The organism is Engelhardtia mirabilis, assembly GCF_007748095.1.
Classification (GTDB): domain Bacteria; phylum Planctomycetota; class UBA1135; order UBA1135.
The window spans coordinates 2,631,138-2,647,773 of record NZ_CP036287.1; the positions used below are offsets into that span (position 1 = coordinate 2,631,138).

At 72.2% G+C, this 16,636-nt stretch carries 11 protein-coding genes; 7 read left to right on the forward strand and 4 right to left on the reverse strand.

From position 1 onward, the window contains the following. Positions 1-31: 31 nt before the first annotated feature. Complete coding sequence (locus tag Pla133_RS09635) at positions 32-1,294, forward strand: tetratricopeptide repeat protein (protein ID WP_419195440.1); 1,263 nt, start codon at positions 32-34, stop codon at positions 1,292-1,294. A 29-nt stretch (positions 1,295-1,323) separates the two neighbouring features. On the opposite strand, the gene Pla133_RS09640 is transcribed toward Pla133_RS09635, so the two are convergent. Continuing rightward, positions 1,324-2,424 carry a glycosyltransferase family 9 protein gene (locus tag Pla133_RS09640; protein WP_145064704.1) on the reverse strand — a complete coding sequence of 367 codons (1,101 nt, stop codon included), beginning with the start codon at positions 2,422-2,424 and terminating at the stop codon, positions 1,324-1,326. Between the two features lie 54 nt (positions 2,425-2,478). Here Pla133_RS09640 and Pla133_RS09645 point away from each other — a divergent pair, with 54 nt between their 5' ends. The 4 genes from Pla133_RS09645 (at position 2,479) to Pla133_RS09660 (ending at position 10,405) form a co-directional block, all read left to right on the forward strand. Beyond that, positions 2,479-4,506, forward strand: a complete 2,028-nt coding sequence (locus tag Pla133_RS09645) for an ATP-binding protein (protein ID WP_419192302.1) — start codon at positions 2,479-2,481, stop codon at positions 4,504-4,506. Further along, entirely contained in the window at positions 4,503-5,498 is a 996-nt protein-coding gene (locus Pla133_RS09650) for an NAD-dependent epimerase/dehydratase family protein (protein WP_145064706.1), read from the forward strand. The genes Pla133_RS09645 and Pla133_RS09650 overlap by 4 nt, the downstream gene beginning before the upstream one ends. A 28-nt stretch (positions 5,499-5,526) precedes the next feature. Then, positions 5,527-9,153, forward strand: a complete 3,627-nt coding sequence (locus tag Pla133_RS09655) for a carboxypeptidase regulatory-like domain-containing protein (protein WP_419192303.1) — start codon at positions 5,527-5,529, stop codon at positions 9,151-9,153. A 73-nt stretch (positions 9,154-9,226) separates the two neighbouring features. Then, positions 9,227-10,405 (forward strand): peptidylprolyl isomerase, encoded by a 1,179-nt coding sequence (locus tag Pla133_RS09660; RefSeq protein WP_145064708.1) that lies wholly within the window; start codon positions 9,227-9,229, stop codon positions 10,403-10,405. Between the two features lie 25 nt (positions 10,406-10,430). Here Pla133_RS09660 and Pla133_RS09665 read toward each other — a convergent pair whose 3' ends face one another. After that, entirely contained in the window at positions 10,431-11,639 is a 1,209-nt protein-coding gene (locus tag Pla133_RS09665; protein ID WP_145064709.1) for a GNAT family N-acetyltransferase, read from the reverse strand. Between the two features lie 46 nt (positions 11,640-11,685). On the opposite strand from Pla133_RS09665, the gene Pla133_RS09670 reads away from it, so the two are divergent. Beyond that, on the forward strand, positions 11,686-12,528 hold the full coding sequence (locus Pla133_RS09670) for a glycosyltransferase family 2 protein (RefSeq protein WP_145064710.1): 843 nt from the start codon (positions 11,686-11,688) through the stop codon (positions 12,526-12,528). Here the strand turns inward: Pla133_RS09670 and Pla133_RS09675 are convergent. Beyond that, entirely contained in the window at positions 12,458-12,808 is a 351-nt protein-coding gene (locus Pla133_RS09675) for a hypothetical protein (protein ID WP_145064711.1), read from the reverse strand. The genes Pla133_RS09670 and Pla133_RS09675 overlap by 71 nt on opposite strands. A 134-nt stretch (positions 12,809-12,942) precedes the next feature. Here Pla133_RS09675 and galK point away from each other — a divergent pair, with 134 nt between their 5' ends. Then, complete coding sequence (gene galK / locus Pla133_RS09680; RefSeq protein ID WP_145064712.1) at positions 12,943-14,136, forward strand: galactokinase; 1,194 nt, start codon at positions 12,943-12,945, stop codon at positions 14,134-14,136. 65 nt (positions 14,137-14,201) lie between these two features. Here galK and Pla133_RS09685 read toward each other — a convergent pair whose 3' ends face one another. Next, positions 14,202-16,472 (reverse strand): LamG-like jellyroll fold domain-containing protein, encoded by a 2,271-nt coding sequence (locus tag Pla133_RS09685; protein ID WP_145064713.1) that lies wholly within the window; start codon positions 16,470-16,472, stop codon positions 14,202-14,204. Positions 16,473-16,636 lie beyond the last annotated feature (164 nt).

Below are 16,636 nucleotides of genomic sequence, written 5' to 3' on the forward strand. Positions count from 1 at the left end.
CACACCGCCGAATCGGCCCGAGAGACCTCCCGTGACCCGACGCTCGATCTCCCGTCCCGCCTTGCTCCTCCGTTCCACCGGTCTGGCCACCGGCCTGGCCGCCCTGGCCCTGGCGACCGCCTGCGCCAGCCAGCCGAGGAAGGAGGTCACGGTCTCCTACCTGATCAACCAGGCGGACTACAACGGAGCCCTGGCCCTGGCCCAGGAGCGCGCTGCGGACGCTCCGGACGACCAGGCGACCCAGGCCGACCTGACCCGGGCGCAGGTGGCGATCCTGCTCGACCGGGCCCGCCGGGCGAACTTCGAGGGGCGCTACGCCGACTCGATCGAGCTGCTCGAGCAGGCCGAGGCCCTGTGGCCGGGGCAGAGCGAGATTGCCCTGTGGCGCACCAAGAGCGTGGCCCAGCAGGCGGAGTATCTGCGCGAGCACGCGCGCGACGCCGAGGCCACCGGCGACTTCGAGTCGGCCTACGCCGACTTCGCCGAGGCGGACCGCATCGACCCCGACTCGCCTTCGGCCCGCATCGGCACCGAGCGGGTGCTGCTGCGAGCGAACCACCGCGAGGGGCTGGGTGACGCGTACTACCGCAAGGGTGTGCGGGCCCTGCGCGAGTACCGCGCCGCCGAGGCCGTCCAGAACCTCGACGCGGCCCTCAAGTACAGCGACGACCCGCGCCACGTGGACCGTCGCAGCGAGGCCGCGAGCCTCTTGGCCGAGGAGCGCATGCGGATCGCGGAGGAGTTCGAGCGTCAGCTCCTGTTCCGCGCCGCGCGCAACGAGTACCGACTGGCCAAGCTGATCGTCGACGACCTGCCCGACGCCGACGGGGGACTCGAGCGAACCACGGTCGAGATCCAAGTGCTCGACTTCCTCGACGAGGCCGACCGCGCGCTGATCCTCGACAAGTTCGACCTGGCCCTGGTGCGGGTCGAGCGCGCCGCGGCGATCACCACCGTGCAGGCCGACGCGGTGGAGGCCAAGCGCAAGGAGGTCGTCGAGGCCAAGCTGCGTCACCTCTACCAGGAAGCCCGGGAGTTGGAGAGCGACTACGCGGTCCTGCCGGCCATCGCCGCCTACGACGAACTGCTCGAAGAGGCCGAAGGCTTCTACGACGACGCGATCGCCCGTCGCGACTCGCTGCAGCAGAACGTCGAACTCGCGGGTCGTCTGTACCAGCTGGCCAACGAGGCCGAGAGCACCGAAGACCAGCTCGACTACCTGCGACGCATCAACCTCTTCTGGCCGACGTACCGCGACGTGGCGACCAGGCTGAAGGCGCTGGGAGACAACTGATCCAGATCGACACGCGCCGCCGGTGGGGTTCATCCCCGCCTGCGCGAGAGGGCCTCGATCACCTGCTCGGCACGAATGCCAGCGGTGCATACGGGGCCCTCTTCGTGTTCGCAGCGGCGTTTGATGCAGGGGCGGCAGGGGGGCGCGGGGTGCGACAGCACGACCCGGTGGTGGCCGCCGCTGGGCGGGTAGGGACCCGTGCGCGCCGGGTCCTGGGGGCCGGCGATGAGCGTCACCGGAAGGCCGACGGCAGCGGCCAGGTGGCTCGGGCCGGAGTCGGTGCCCACGAAGTCTCCGCCCCGCTCGGCGACGGCGGCGAGCAACGCCGCGGTCTCGCGCCCGCCGCCGCGTTCCAGCACGGTGGCGAATCGACCGGCGCGGGTCTCACCCGTCCCTGAGAGGGCTGCGGAGAGGACCGCCAGGGCCTCGCCTTCCACGGGTCCGGCCAGGACCAGCACCGCTCGCCCCGCGGCGCTCAACAGCCCGGCGCACTCGGCGTAGCCGCGCAGCGTCCAGCTGCGCGGGTCCCCCGGGGCGCCGAGCTGGATCGCCACCGGGGCCGGTTCGTCGCCCAGCAGTCCCCGCAGGCGCTCGCGACCCGCGTGCCGCTCCGGCGCGGACAGCTCCGGATCGAAGCGCGGTGGCGCCTCTCGCCCCGTGAGCCAGCGCGACAGCGCCAGGCCGCGGTCGACCACGTGGGGACCCGCAGCCCGCGGGGCGTGGTGGGTCAGCGAGCGGCTGCCCATGGATTCGCGCCAGTCGTCGGGGTGCAGGCCCACTCGCAGGGGCGCGCGGCTCGAGAGGGTCGTCGCGGCGCTCTTGAGGTTGCCCTGGACGTCGACCGTAAGGTCCGGCGCGAAGTCCCGCAGCTGCCGCGCGAGGCGCCTCCAGGCCCCAATCCCGCCGCGACGCTCGAAGCTGCACACGCGCGCGATCCCGGCCAGACCCGCGACCAGGGGTGCGTGCTCGGTCTGCACCGCCCAGGCCAGCTCGGCCTCGGGCCAGCGGGCGCGCAAGCCGTGGTAGAGCGGCAGGGCGCAGACCACGTCCCCCAGAGCCGAAAGGCGCACGATCAGGATCCGGCGCGGCGGGCCGCAGTCGGCGAGGGGATGGGGTTCGGAAGCGGGCACGGCGTCGGGGATCGGTGCGCGATCGACGACGCCCGGTGGCGTAGGATCGGGCCCGTGTTCGGCAGCATATCGACCAAGCTGCTGGTGGCGGTGCTCGCCACGGTGGCCCTGCCCTTCGCCGGGTTCGCCTTCTTCATCGAGCATCGCGTGGCCGACACGCTGATGCTCGAGCTGGTGCGCCAGACCCTCAAGGGCCTGGCCGCGGACCTGGCCGACCAGGTGGATGCCGAGCTGGAGGATCGCCAGCAGGACGTGCGGCTGTGGGCCGCCGAACCGATCGCAGCCTGGGCCGTGAAGGAGCACACCGATGGGCGCGACGCGCTCCAGTCGGGCACCACCGGCCTGCTCGACGGTTGGGGGCCGGAGGCCACCCTGGAGTTCGCGCGCACCGACGGGGATTTCTTCACCTACAGCCTGTTCCGGTCGGCCCAGGTCCGCAGCTTCGACAACTACGTGCGCGAGCGGGAGCACTACGCCCTGCTGCTGTTGGTCGACTCCCAGGGGGAGCTGGTCGTCTGCAACTCGCGCGACCACGAGGGCCGCCCCTTGGAGCGGGCGCTGCTCTCGAGGTTGTTCGACCACGACTGGTCCGCGGAGGGCTGGTTCGACGAGGCCCTGCAGCGGGGCACGGCCCAGGTCGACCAGCACGTCTCCCCCTGGCTCTTTCCCGACGGCGCAGCCGGCGGAGCGCCCGAGGCCGAGGGCTACCACATCGGACTCGCGAGCTCGGTGGGCGACTACCTGCAGGACGACGTGCGGCTCGGCGTCCTCGTCGCGTTGGTGGACTGGAGCGCCTTCCAGGACCTGGTCTCGACGCCGGTGATCCAGGAGACCTTCCGCGGACTGGTCGCCTCGAGCCAGGTGCCCTCGCCCTACGGCTGGATCTGGGCCTCGGACGGCGACACGATCCTGGCCCACAAGGAGCGCGACCTCTACGGCGTGAAGGTCTCCTCCATGGGCCTTGGTCAGATGCGCGACGACGCCCTGTCCGCCGACTCGGGCCTGTACCGCGAGTACACCTTCGAGGGGGTCGAGAAGAACGCGGCCTTCTGCCACACCGACGGCCCGGAAGCGGGCGGCTTCGGCTGGATCGTGGGCGTCGGCATCGACAATGCCGACATCTATGCCGCCACGAGCAGCCTGCGCGACGAGCTGTTTCGCGGCACGGTGTTCCTGCTGCTCGCTGCGGTCCTGCTCGTGATGTTCGTCGCGCGGCGCATGACGGCGCCAATCCTGGCCCTCGAGGCCCACACCCGCCGCGTGGCTGGCGGCGACCTGGACGCGCGCATCGACATCGCCAGCGCCGACGAGGTCGGGCGCCTCGCGGCGGCCTTCAACCGCATGACCGGGCAGCTCGCCGAGCAGCGGCGCAAGCTGGTCAAGGCCGAGAAGGACGCGGCCTGGCGCGAGATGGCGCGGCAGATCGCCCACGACATCAAGAACCCCTTGACGCCGATCCAGCTTTCCCTCGATCTACTCGAGCGGGCGCGCGCCGAGAACTCGCCCCAAGCGGACGAGATCCTCGAGCGCACCATGGCGATGATGCGGCGCCAAGTGGCTGAGCTGCGCGAGATCGCCACCGACTTCTACGAGTTCACCGGCGGCCGCCGCGCGCGGCCCGAGACGGTCGAGCTGCGCGTTCTGGTCGACGAGGTCCTCGCCCTGCACCGCGCTTGGGCCGAGGAGCACCGCGTCGCGGTCGCTGTCGAGGGCCGGGGGCTGGTCCACGCCGATCCGGGCAAGCTGCGCCGGGTGCTGACGAACCTCGTCTCCAACGCACTCTTCGCCATGGGCGAGGGAGGCGACCTGGAGGCCACGATCACCCACGAGGGCAGCGGCGTGGTGCTCGAGCTGCGCGACACCGGCGTGGGCCTCGACCCGGCGGTTCTCGAGCACCTGTTCGAGCCCTACTTCACGACCCGCAGCGAGGGCACCGGCCTGGGCCTGGCCATCTCCAAGCGCGCAGTCGAAGAAGCCGGCGGGACGATCGACCTGCACGCGGCTGCGGACGATGGCCGCGGCGGGACGGTCGCGCGCGTGTGGCTCCCGGGTCCACCGACAGGGGCAACGGCGCCCCGATGAGAGTCGCCTTCGTCACCGGCGCCACCGGCTTCGTCGGCGGGCAGCTCGTACCGCGCCTGCACCGCGCCGGCTTCGCTGTGCACGCCCTGGCCCGTGCCAGCTCCGAGCGCGCGCACCTGGCCCAGTACGGCGTCACCTGGCATCTGGGTGACCTGTCGGATCCCGCCTCGATTCGCGCGGCCGTGGTCGCGTCCGCGGCGGCGGGGCGGGCGGCCCTGTGCGTCCACGCGGGCGCCGTGATCAGCTACCGCCGCGGCGACGGTGCCCTGCAGGAGCGGGTCAACGTCGAAGGCACCCGCGCGCTGCTGGCCGCCGCCGCCGAGGCCGCCTTCGAGCGCGTCGTGCACGTGGGCTCGGTGGTCGCGGTGGGCGTGTCCTCCGACGGGCGCGCGCTGCTGGACGAAGAGGCAACCTGGGACCCGGCCCTCGAGGTCGTCGACTACGTGCGGACCAAGCGCCGCGCCGACGAGTTGGCATGCGCGGCCCGTGCCGTGGTCGTCGATCCGGGCGCGATCTTCGGTCCCGGTTCGATCGACTCGAACACCACGCGCTTCCTGGACCAGGTCCGGCGCCGCGGCGCGCCGCCCCTGGTGCCGCCCGGGGGGCTGTCGGTCGTCGGCGTGGCCGACGTGGCCGACGGCATCCTGGCGGCGGCCCAGAACGGTCGGCCCGGGCACCGCTACCTACTCTGCGAGAGCAACTGGAGCCTGCGTCGGCTCTTCGGCGAGGGCGCCGCGCGGGTCGGCAAGCGCGGGCCCTCGGGGACGCTCCCCTCCGCCCTGTGGTCGGCCGTCGTGAGTGCGGCCACCGTCATCGACCGCCTGCATCCCCTCGACCTCTTGGCGCCCCAGGGGCTGCGCCTGTTGGGTCAGCACTACCGCTTCGACGCGTCGCGTGCCCGGTCCGAGCTGGGCTGGTCGCCGCGACCCTTCGACCGAGTTCTGGACGAGACCCTGGCCTGGCTCGAATCACGGACCTCGACCCGCGCATGAACCCCGGTCCGGGTCCAATAGCTCCCCCGTGCGAAGTCCCCTGCCCAACTCCCCCCGCTCCCGACCGACACCTTTCCGCGCCGGGCGTACCGCGGGCGGTCTGGCCATCGCTTCCGTCGCCCTGCTCGCGGTGTTGATCGCCCTCTACCTGTGGCTGCGGCCGACGGCGGGCTCGGAAGCGGCGACCGACCTCGGTCCGGCCCTGCCCCAGGTGGGCTCGAGCACGGCCTTGGGGTCCCTGCAAGGCGGCCCCGACTCCGGGCTGGGCACTTCGCCGATCGAGTCCGCGAGCCTGCGGGTGGGGGCCTCGCCCGGTGTGCGCCTGGCCGGGGACGGCGTGCTCGAAGGGCGCGTGGTCGACGTGGACACAGGTCAGGGCATTGGCGGCGTCACCGTTGACCTCCTGGCCCTGCCGCCCCTGGTGGGTGTCGAAGTCTCGCGCTTCCTGCAGTTGGGCTCCTTCCGCGGCGACATCCAACGCCGCACTGCGCCCATCGCGACCACGGTCTCGTCGTCGGACGGCGGCTTCGCCTTCGCCGGTGTGCGCCGCGGACGCTACTTCCTGAACGCCCACGGGGACTTCCACGTGCCCCTGGCGCCGGTGACGGCGCGGGTGGTGCCCTCCGGCGCCGGTGGGCCGGTCGAGGTCCCCGTGCGCGCGGGCGGCGCGGTGGCCGGCGTGGTGCTCGATGGCGACGGGCGACCCGTGCCCGGCGCGGAGGTGGCCATCTACCAGGGCATCACTTCCATCGTCGACGCGCTGCGCCGCGGCGATGCGACCCTGGTGCAAGGGCGCACGGATCGCTCGGGTCGTTTCCAGTTGGTCGGCGTGCCGCCGGGTGCGGGTTACGACCTGTCCGGTTGGGGCGCGCAGATGGCCCTTTCGCACACGCTCGACATCAGCGTGCGCGCGGGGGAGACCACCGAGGTCGAGCTGCGCGCGCGCGAGGGCGGCAAGGTTCGTGGCGTCGTCGTCGGCGAATCGGAGGAGGGCAGCGAGCTGGCCCTGCCCATCGCCGGCGCCCTGGTCGGCGCGGTGCCGCGGGGCCTGCGCGATCTGACCTTCGTCGCGTCCGTGCTCGAGCGTACGGCGTCCAAGACCGGCGCCGACGGCAGCTTCACCCTCGGCGGCGTGCCGCCCGGCGAGGTCGACGTCGTCGCCTGGGCGCCTGGACACTTGCCCCTGCACCGTGCGGGCGTCGCCGTGGCCCCCGGCGGCAGCGCCGACGTGGGCGAGTTGCGCCTCGGAACGGGCCCGATCCTGCGCGGTCGGGTGGTCGACACCGCGGGCCAACCGATCCCGGACGTCCGCCTGCGCTGGGACATGGTCGATTGGCGCAGCCTGGACCTGGACTTCAGCTTCGCGCCCTTCCTCTACCAGGCGCTGGACGAGTTCCTGTTCCCGACCACCGACGCGGACGGGCGCTTCGAGGCCGGTCCATTCGCGGGCCGACCTGCCTACGAGCTGTGGTTGCTCGCGACCGGCTTCGGCTGGGAGCGCTACCGCTGGGATCCCGCACGCGAGGCGGGCGAGGTCGAGATCGTGCTGACCCGCGGCGGCGCGGTCGAGGGCATCGTGATCGACTCCGAGCGCGCGAAGCCGGTGACCAGCTTCACGATCGAGTCCAGCCTGCGGGTGGAAGAGGCCTTCGACGCGCCGAGTCCCTTGAACCCATTCAGCGGCGGCGCCGAGGTCGAGCACCCCGAGGGGCGCTTCCGTCTCGACGGCCTGCTCCCGGGTCCGCGCTCGATCGTGGTCAGCGCGGAGGGCTACCGCGCCGAGCGCATCAGCGACCTGGCCATCGTCGAGGGCGAGACCCTCAAGGGCGTGATCGTCAAGTTGAAGCCGGGCCTGTCCCTGACCGGCACGGTCGTCGACGCCCAGGGCCAGCCGGTGGGGGGCGCCGTGGTGGTGCCCTTCGACGATCGAGGTCGCGCCTTGAGCGGTCCGCGCCGCGAGGCACTCGAGGACACGCCGCTCGAGTTCCTCGACGAGCTGCGGCGCCGAGCGCCGGTGGACATTGCGACGGGCTTGGGTGTCTTCGCGAGCGGGTCCGACCTGACCGACGCGGCCGGGCGCTTCGAGCTCACGGGCCTGGCGCCGGGCACGGTCGAGGTGACGGCCGTGCACCGCGACCACGCCCCGTCCTCCGCGGAGCTGGTGGTGTTGGTCGAGGGCGAGGAGGCCCCGGACCTCACGCTCGAGTTGCGGCTGGGTAGCACGATCGAAGGCCGCGTCACCGACCTGCGCGGCGGCCCGGTGCCCGGCGCCGTAGTGCTCGCCGCGCGCGCCCCCAATCGCGGCAGTGGCGGGCGCACCGGCGTGTACCAGAGCACCACCGACGCTGGTGGCGACTACCGCATGGACAACGTCGTGGCCGGGTCCTACTTCGTGGCCCTGACCCGTGGCGACGAGGCCCTCGACCCCATGAGCTTCCTGAGCTCCCTCGGCTTCGACCTGGTCACCGTGCCGACCGAGGGAACCGTGCGGCTCGACCTGGTCGATCGTTCCGCCGCCGCGACGCGGGTCTACGGGGTCGTGCGTGGCGGCGGTCAAGCGGTCAGCGGTGGGGGGCTCTTGGCCTTCGACTTCGACGGCGACAACCTGCTCGGGCTCGACGTCAAGATCACCCGCGTCGGCGCCGACGGCGCCTACGAGTTCCCGGGGCTCGCGCCGGGGACCTACCGCTTCCTCTATCAATCCGGGCGCAACGAGTCCGCGCTCGAGGTCGAGGTGCCGGAGCTGCCCGAGGTGCGCCTCGACGTGGACCTGCCCTCGGGCCGCATCGAGGGCAAGGTGGTCGACGCCCGCACGGGCGATCCGCTCGAGCGCTTCGAAGTCACCGCGCGTCGCGAGCGCTCGAGCCAAGGGCAGGGCCTCTTGGGCGGACTCCTCGCGCGCCAGTCCAGTGACGAGAACGACTACACCGACGCGGAGGGGGCCTTCGCCTTCGACGACCTGGAGCCGGGCACCTGGACCCTGGTCGCACGGCCGTCGCGATGGACCCGCCCCAGCGGCAGCTTTGCTCCGAGCGAGCCGCTCGTCGTCGAGCTCGGTGACGGCCGGACCGAGAGCGGCCTGCGGATCGAGCTGGACGCGGGCGCGAGCCTCGAGGGCTGGGTCGTCGACGAGTACGGCGCGCCGGTGCCGGGCGCGGACGTGACCGTGGTGCCGCGCGGCGACGGCAGCTTCGACCTGCGCGTGACCGAGACCGACGCCCAGGGGCGGTTCACCCTCTCGGGTCTCGCGGCGGGCCTGGTCGACCTGGTGGCCGAGGTCGCCGACCTCGCGCCGGCGCGCCTCGAGAACGTCACGGTCGGGCCCGAGCCCACGGGCCGGATCGAGATCGTGGTGACCCGCGGGACCGAGCTGCGCGTGCGGGCCCTGGTGGACGGCGCACCGGCGCCCGGTGCCGTGGGCCGGGTGGAGCGGGTCGGCTCCAACCCCGCCGAGCGCCAGCGCGTGGCCGAGAGCCTGTTCCGCGGCGTGGTCGACGGCCGCGGCGTGGCTGGGACCGACGGGGTCCTGGACTTCGGTCGCGTGGCCCCCGGACGCTACCGTGTCGAGGTCTCGCGCGGCTCGCTGCGGGCCGTGCTGGAGGAGTTCGAAGTGGACGGTCCCCAGCCCCTGCTGCTGCGCGTCGACCTTCGATGACCGTCTCCTGACGGGCCCAACCCCCGGCCCGCATCGCCCGTAGCCTGCCCCGCGGACGACGCTTCCGACTCCCATGCTCACCTCCGCACAGCTCCTCATCGCCGCCCTGGTCCAACTGGCCGGCGGCGCCGCCTTGCCGCACGCGCCCTCCGGGATGGCCCCGCAGTCTTCGACGGCCGGCGTTTCCCAGGAATCCCAGCGTCCGTCGCCCGGTGCCCGGCCGGGGACCTTCGACCCCTCGGAGTCGCTGCTGGTCGACCCGATCATCCAGACCGACGAGCCGCCCGAAGCCCTGTCCCTGCGACACCTGCAGCTCGTCTACAAGGGCAGCCTCGGCGCGCCGGCCAGTGTCCGCAGGAGCCTCGAGGAGACCCTCGAGCTGGCCGGCCAACTGCGTGAGCAGCTGATCGGCGGGGCGGACTTCGCGCAGCTCGCGCTGCAGTACTCCGCGGCACCCAACGCCGGCCGCGGCGGGGTCATGGGCACCTTCCCCAAGGGCGTGCTCGACCCGCGCATCGACGAGTTCCTGTTCAGCGCGGAGCTCGGCGAGATCAGCCAGCCGCTGCAGACGCCGACAGGAATCCACGTGGTCCAACGCGTGGAGCGCTGGGCCGCCGCACGGGGCATCCTGATTCGCGGCAACGGTCCCGATGCGCGCGCAGCCATGGCGCGGGTTCAAGAGCGGGTCGAGGCCGGAGAGGACTTCGCCGAGTTGGCAACCGAGGTCTCGCAGGACCCGATCACCGCCGCGCGCGGCGGCGCCCTCGGGATCTTCGAGCGCGGTCCGGTGGACCGGCTGCTCAAGTTGGCGACCTTCGAGGCCGAGGTCGGCGAGGTCGTAGGCCCGATCGAATCGCCCCTGGGCCTGCACCTGATCAAACGGGTACCCACCCAGGAGCTGAACGAGAGCCTGCGCGAGCGCAACTGGGCGCGGGTGCGTGCGATCGTGCTGATCCAATCGGACACGCCGCTCGCGATCCCGACCGGGAACCGAGACTCGACCGCGACCCTGCAGTTGGCCGAGGCCCTGGCCGCTCGTATCGAGGCGGGCGAGGACTTCGCGGCGCTCGCGAGCGAGTACAACGACGACTTCGCTGACGGCCGCGGTCGGGCCGGGGACCTGGGTTGGATCTACCGCCGCCAACCCAGCATGAGCCCGGCGCTGTCGGGCATCTTCGACGTCGAGCCGGGGGTCGTGATCGGTCCCACGCCGACGACCTTCGGCTGGATGCTCGTCAAGCGCGAGCAGTAGCGCGGCAAGTCACCGCAAGCGACGCTCAGGTGTCCGCGATCTCGAAGATCGGCGCGTAGGGCCAGCAGGGCTCCGCCGGCGCGAACAGGGCGCGCACCCGAGCCCAGCCCCGATGGTCGAGCTCGGAGCGGGCCAGGACCTCGGGGTTGTCGGCGAGGTCGCGTTCGCTGCGGTGACCCGTGACGAGGGAGCCGCCCCAACCGTTGGGGACGTGCAGGTGGCTTCCCGGTTCGCGTCCGGTGCTGACCTCCAGGCCCTCGGCCCCGATCGCGACGCGCAGCTCCTGGCCGTCGACCGCGATCGAGAGGGGGCCCCCGTCCGCGCTGCGCAGACCGCTCGACCAGGAGTCGGCCGTGTCTCGCACCAGGCCCGCCCAGTCGAAGACGCCCAACTGGGCCTCGTCGCCGAAGGCGCTCGAGCAGGCGAGGGCGCCGCGGTGGAACAGGGCGCGGGCGACCGGGTGGGGCGGCGGGACATGCACGTCGAGCCCGCCTGCGTTGTGCGCCTCGGCCTGGAACCGCAGGTAGCGCAGCAGGGATTCGACCGCGTCGGCGTCGGCCGCGGCGCATTCGCGCACGTTGAACGACCCGTCGGTCCGAAAGCGCAGTTGGGCCACCGGCAAGCCGTCGCGCTCGAGGACGTGGCAGTGGCCGGTGGGGATCGCGCTCTCCCAGTCGAGGGCCGCGGGGGCGCGGCGCTCGTAGCCGGGTGCGCCGCGGTAGCTGCGCTCGAGCAGGCCCGGGAGCCAGTTCAGGTCCTGGGCGGCCAGGGAGCGCCAGCCTTCGGCGCTGGGCGCGGGCAGGTCCTCGGTCCGCACCTGCACGGCGTGCAAGCGAAAGGCCGGCGCGTAGCCCTGGCGGCCGAAGAACGCGCGCCCGCCCAACACCACCGCGCCGCGCACGCCACGGGCCAGGCACAGCTCGCGGCCGCGCTCGAGCAGGGCGCGGCCCACGCCGCTGCCGCGCGCCTCGGCTCGCACCACGAAGGGGGAGGACACGGCCATCGTCACCCAGCTGCCGCGCAGCCGCAGTTGGCGCGGCAGGAACAGGGCCCAACCCAGCGGTCGACCGCCGTCGAGAGCCAGCAGGGCCAGCTCCGGGTCGAAGGCCGGGTGCTCCGCCTCGAGCCGGGCCACCAGGCGCGACTCCTGGTCGGCGCGCTCGAAGGCGTGGTCGAGCAGCTCGCGCACGCGCGGGTCGCGACCGGGTGATGCGGGGACGATCTCGATGGTCATGTGAGGCCCCCCTGGGGGCCAGCAGATGGCGGACTATACTCGGCGAATGACGAGCGGGCGCAGACGGCGTGTGGGCTTGGTGATTCCCGCGCTCGACGAGGAACAGGCTCTACCGCTGGTTCTGGCCGAGTTGCCTCGGGATCTGCTCGATCGGGTGGTCGTGGTCGACAACGGCTCCACCGATCGCACGGCGCAGGTGGCGAGGGAAGGTGGAGCCGAGGTGGTCTCCGAGCCGCGCAAGGGCTATGGCCAGGCTTGTCAGGCGGGCTTGGCGAGACTGCTCGAGGTTGACGAGCTCGCCACCGCGGAGGATTCGACCGACGGCGGGTCGGTGCCGGGTGACGCCTTCGAGGGCGTAGCTCGATTCACGCCCCTCGGAGCGGACGACGTGATCGTCTTCTGCGACGCGGACCACTCGGACTTCCCCGCCGACCTGGCGGTGGTGCTCGCGCCCGTGCTCTCCGGCCGGGCCGACTTCGCGATCGGCTCGCGCGTGCTCGGCGGCGCGGACATGGCGGCGCTCCTGCCCCAGGCCTGGTTCGGCAACCGCCTGGCCTGCGGTCTGATGCGCCTTTTCTTCGGCGCGCGCTACACGGACCTCGGCCCCATGCGAGCGATCCGCGTCGATGCCCTCCGACACCTCTCGATGACCGACCGGGACTTCGGTTGGACCGTGGAGATGCAGCTCAAGGCGCACACGGCCAAGCTCACGGTGCTCGAGGTGCCGGTGCGCTACCGGCCGCGCACTGGTCGCAGCAAGATCACCGGGACGATCACGGGCACCATCGGTGCAGGCGTGAAGATCCTGGGCTGGATCTTCACCTGGCGGCTGCGCCTGATTCGTCCGTCGGGACGAATCCCCAGGTTCCCGTCACGCGCGCGTACCTGATCCCGATCAGGTCCAGAAGCCAATCGACCGGACCGAGATTGGGGAAGACCCACTCGCTCTCGATGATCATGTTGGGCTGGCGCGAGTCGCTCGCGTTCTCGCGGGCGATGTCGATGGCGCGCTTCGGGAAGTCGTAGGCGAAGAGCGTCAAGGCCGTCCCGCTGGAAGTGAAGCTGCCCGACGTCTGGGTGTCACGGGTGAACGAGACGCTGGCGCAGGAGCCCAGGGTCGCGCAAGCGGCGAGCAACAGGGCCGCGGTCCCGAATCGGCGAAGACGCATGTGGGCACGATAGCCCCGGGACGGGAGCGAGGCCAGGGCACGCTGTCACCAGGGAGTAACCCCGGCGTCGGAGCCGACCGCGGTGATCGGGGCGGCGTGGCGACCGAACCGGGGGCTAGACTAGGCCCCCCCCGATGACTCTGAGCTTCCCCCGACCCCCGATCGACAGCGAGCGGTCCGAGGCGCTGCGAATCGCCTTCGCCGAGCGCTTCGGTCCGGGTGCTCCGCGGGCCCATTTCGCCCCGGGACGCGCCAACCTGATGGGGGCGCACTTGGACTACAACGGCGGCCCGGTGATGCCGATGGCCGTCGATCGCGGCACGTGGGTCGCCGTGCGCCGGCGGACCGATCGACGCGTCCGGATGGCCTCTACGGTGGAGGAGGGGGAGGTGGAGTGGTCCTTGGACGCCCTGCCCGACGCGCCCAGCGGGCGTTGGTTCGACTACCCGCTGGGCGTGTTGCGAGCGGTGCTCACACGGCCCGGGGAGCTGCCGGGCTTGGACGTGCTGTTCGGCGGCGACCTGCCCATCGGCGCGGGCCTGTCCTCGTCGGCCTCGATCTGCGTGGGAACCGCCCACGCCTTGACCGCAGCGGCTGGGGGCGAGCTGGAGCCGGACGAAGGTGTCGAGCTCGCCCTGGCGGCCGAGCGCGGTTTCGTCGGCGTGCAGTGCGGGATCATGGATCCCTACGCCGTCGCCCACAGCCGCCCGGGACACCTCCTGTGGCTCGACTGCAAGGATCGCTCGGTGGATCACGTGCCCCTGGACGCCACGCAGGTCACGGTCGCGGTGGCCGATTCGTTGGTGCGCCGAGAACTGGCCCAGGGGGCCTTCAACGAGCGCGTGGCCCAGTGCGCCGAGGCGTTCGAGCTCCTGCGCCTCCATGTACCTGCCGCCACCTGCCTGCGGGACGTGCCCCTGGGCGTGGTGCGAGCGCACCTGTCCGAGCTCGAGCCTGCGGTCGGGCGCCGTGCGCTGCACGTGGCCGGCGAGGTGGCGCGGACATTCGAGGCGCGCGACGCCCTGGTGCGCGGGGACGTGGCGGCCTTCGGCTCCGCGATGCTCGCCAGCCACGAGTCCCTGCGCGAGCAGTATGAGGTCTCTACCGACGAGCTCGATTGCCTGGTGGACGCCGCGGCTTCGGTCGACGGCGTGCTGGGCTCGCGACTGACCGGCGCGGGCTTCGGCGGCTGCACGGTGGTGTTGCTGCGGGCCGGGGCCGAGGACGACCTGCGCGCCGCCCTCGAGCAGCGCTACGCGGCGCGCTTCGGCCGCACGCCGACGGTCGCCTTCTACCGCGGCGACCCGGGCCCGCGCGAGCTGGACTGACCCGAACGGGCGACGGCCCGCCCCCGCGGAGGGAGCGAGCCGTCGGCTTCGGGTCGCAGCGCCGCTCAGGCGCCCGCGTGCAGGCCCGCGGACTCCGCCTGCAGCTCGGCGTCGGACAGTGGGCGGTTCCAGATCTTCACGTCGTAGATCACCCCCGCGAAGGCGCGGTTCTCGGTGGACTCGTTGCCGATCTGGAACATGCGGTCGGTCCAGACCGAGAGGTCGCCGCCCACGTTCCACGAGGCGATCTTGACCCCGTCGACGGACGCGCGCAGCACGCCTTCGCCGTCGTAGCACATGGCCAAGACGATCAGGTCGCCGAGTTTGAAGCTGTTCGACAGGCCGATCTTCGGGTGGTGCACCCCGCTCGAGCTGACCAGTCGGTACTCGGTGTCCATGCTGGGGCTGCCGTTGGGGAAGGCGTGCAACGAGAAGTTGCGGTCCGCGAGGGCCGTGCCCGACGAGAAGCTGACCAGGCGCGCGTAGCTGTGGGCCTGACCGTCGAGCTGGAAGGCGACCTGCACCGTGAACTCACCACTGCTCTGGATCGCCTCGCGCATCCAAGTGGCGTCGCCGGTCGAGCTGGTGCGAATGCAGGCGTCGCCGCTCGCGTCCTGGTCGAACTCGATGCCGCGGCCGTGGCCGTCGACGACCCAGTTCAGGTGCTCGTGACCCTCGTCCAGCCACAGGTTCATGTTCCCGGCGCGGTCCACGACCTTGTCGCCGGCCTGGTCCTCGAAGTCCCAGTGTGAGATCGGATCGAGGGAGTTGGGGACCTGGGTCGGGCAGGAGACGATGTCGACGTTGAAGTCGCCGTTCTTGTCGGAGATGTGCGGCCCGTTGCAGGGCTGCTCGAGCACCGTCATGTCGAACCAACCCGAGAGGCCATAGTTGGCGTTCTTGACGTTGGCGCCGACCCCGATCTGGAACGAGGGGCCCTTGCGCTCGATCGCCACCACGGCGCAGTCGAAGTCGCCCTTGCCGATCAGGACGCCGGTGGTCTCGGTGTAGTAGTGGAACGTGCTCGGGTCGACCGGGCCGCCGTGGCTCGCGTAGAGGTTGTCGCACAGGCCCAGCTTGGGGCTACCCGCCGGGGGGTAGTTGGCGTCGCCCGGCTCGACCAGGCCGCTCAGGAACACGTCGACGCAGAAGCGCTGGTTCGGCGACTGGGTGTTGTAGATCTCGCCCGAGAGGGTCGCGGTGCCGTCGGGCGCCTCGAACAGGTCGCCGGTGCCGCCGACGAAGCGCCAGTAGGCACCGAGCTCTGCGAACCACACGGCGTGGTCGCCGCTGGTGCAGTACTGACCGCCCGCCTCGGCGTAGGTCACGCAGATCGGGCCGTCGTCGCCCATGGGGCAGGTGCCCACGTCGATGGCGATGTCACCCATGCCTTCGGCGCCCAGGGTGGTGCCCGTCGTCGGCTGGGTGTCGACGCGCCAGGCGAGGTCCGCCGACAGGCCGTAGCCGCCGTTCAGGCCGTTCGCGCCCTGCCCGACCTGGGCCGGGGTTGCGCCGGGGAAGAAGTCGAGGCGCGCGCCCAAGCAATCGCCGCCCAGACCCTCGGCGGTGCCGCGGGTGACGATGTAGTAGTGCCACAGGTCGGTGTCGATCGGACCGCCGTTCTGCTCGTAGGCACCGGGGAACAGGTCCTGGACCGGGCTGCCCGCCGGGGGGTAGGAGGCGTCGAGGGGGTTGACGCGCAGCTCGAGGTCGAGGTCGAGGTACAGCTTGCAGTCGGCGTCGTCGACGGCGACGAGGATGCCCGTCACGCTCGCGCTGCCGTCGCCGAATTCGGCGAACTCACCGCCGCCGGCGAAGCGGAAGTTCTCCAGGGCGCCGAGGCCCGCCAGACGCAGACCGAAGTCGCGGTCGGAGGCCGTCAGGGCCGCGTCCGGCTGGGGGTCCGCGGGGCACAGGCCGCAGTCGGACGCCGCGCCGGAGAGCACGACCACTTCGGTGACGCAGAGGCCGGCGTCAGCGGGGTCGATGGTCACCACCTGCAGGAAGCAGGGCGCCTCGAGCAGGGGGCTGCCGCAACTGAGGTCGCAGGTCGCCGTCAGCACGCCCGAGGCGGGGATGTAGCCGAGGTTCAGGATCTGCAGACCCGCACCGAGGTCGACGCCGAGGGTCGCAAGGCCGGGCAGGACCACCGTGGCCGCGCCGTTGGAGGCCAACAGGTGCGCCACGTCACCGGGCTCGCCGGTCAGGGTCAGCAGGATCTCCTGGTCGGGCTCGTACTGGGCGAAGTCGAGGGAGAGGGTCGCACCATCGGCCAGGGCCGTGGAGCCGAGGACCAGGCTGGCTGCGAGGGAGAGGAGGGCGTTCTTCGAGCGCATGGGGGAGGGACGGGCGGAGGGGACGGCGCCGCGTGGACGCGGTCCGGGCCTCGCCAGGGGGCCAGGTTGAAGGGTTTTCCCGCTTGCGGGACGACCCCACATGGCAGCACCTGTCCAGGACTTCCACAAGGCGGCCCGGCCGAAATCCCCCGCCCATCAAAAGA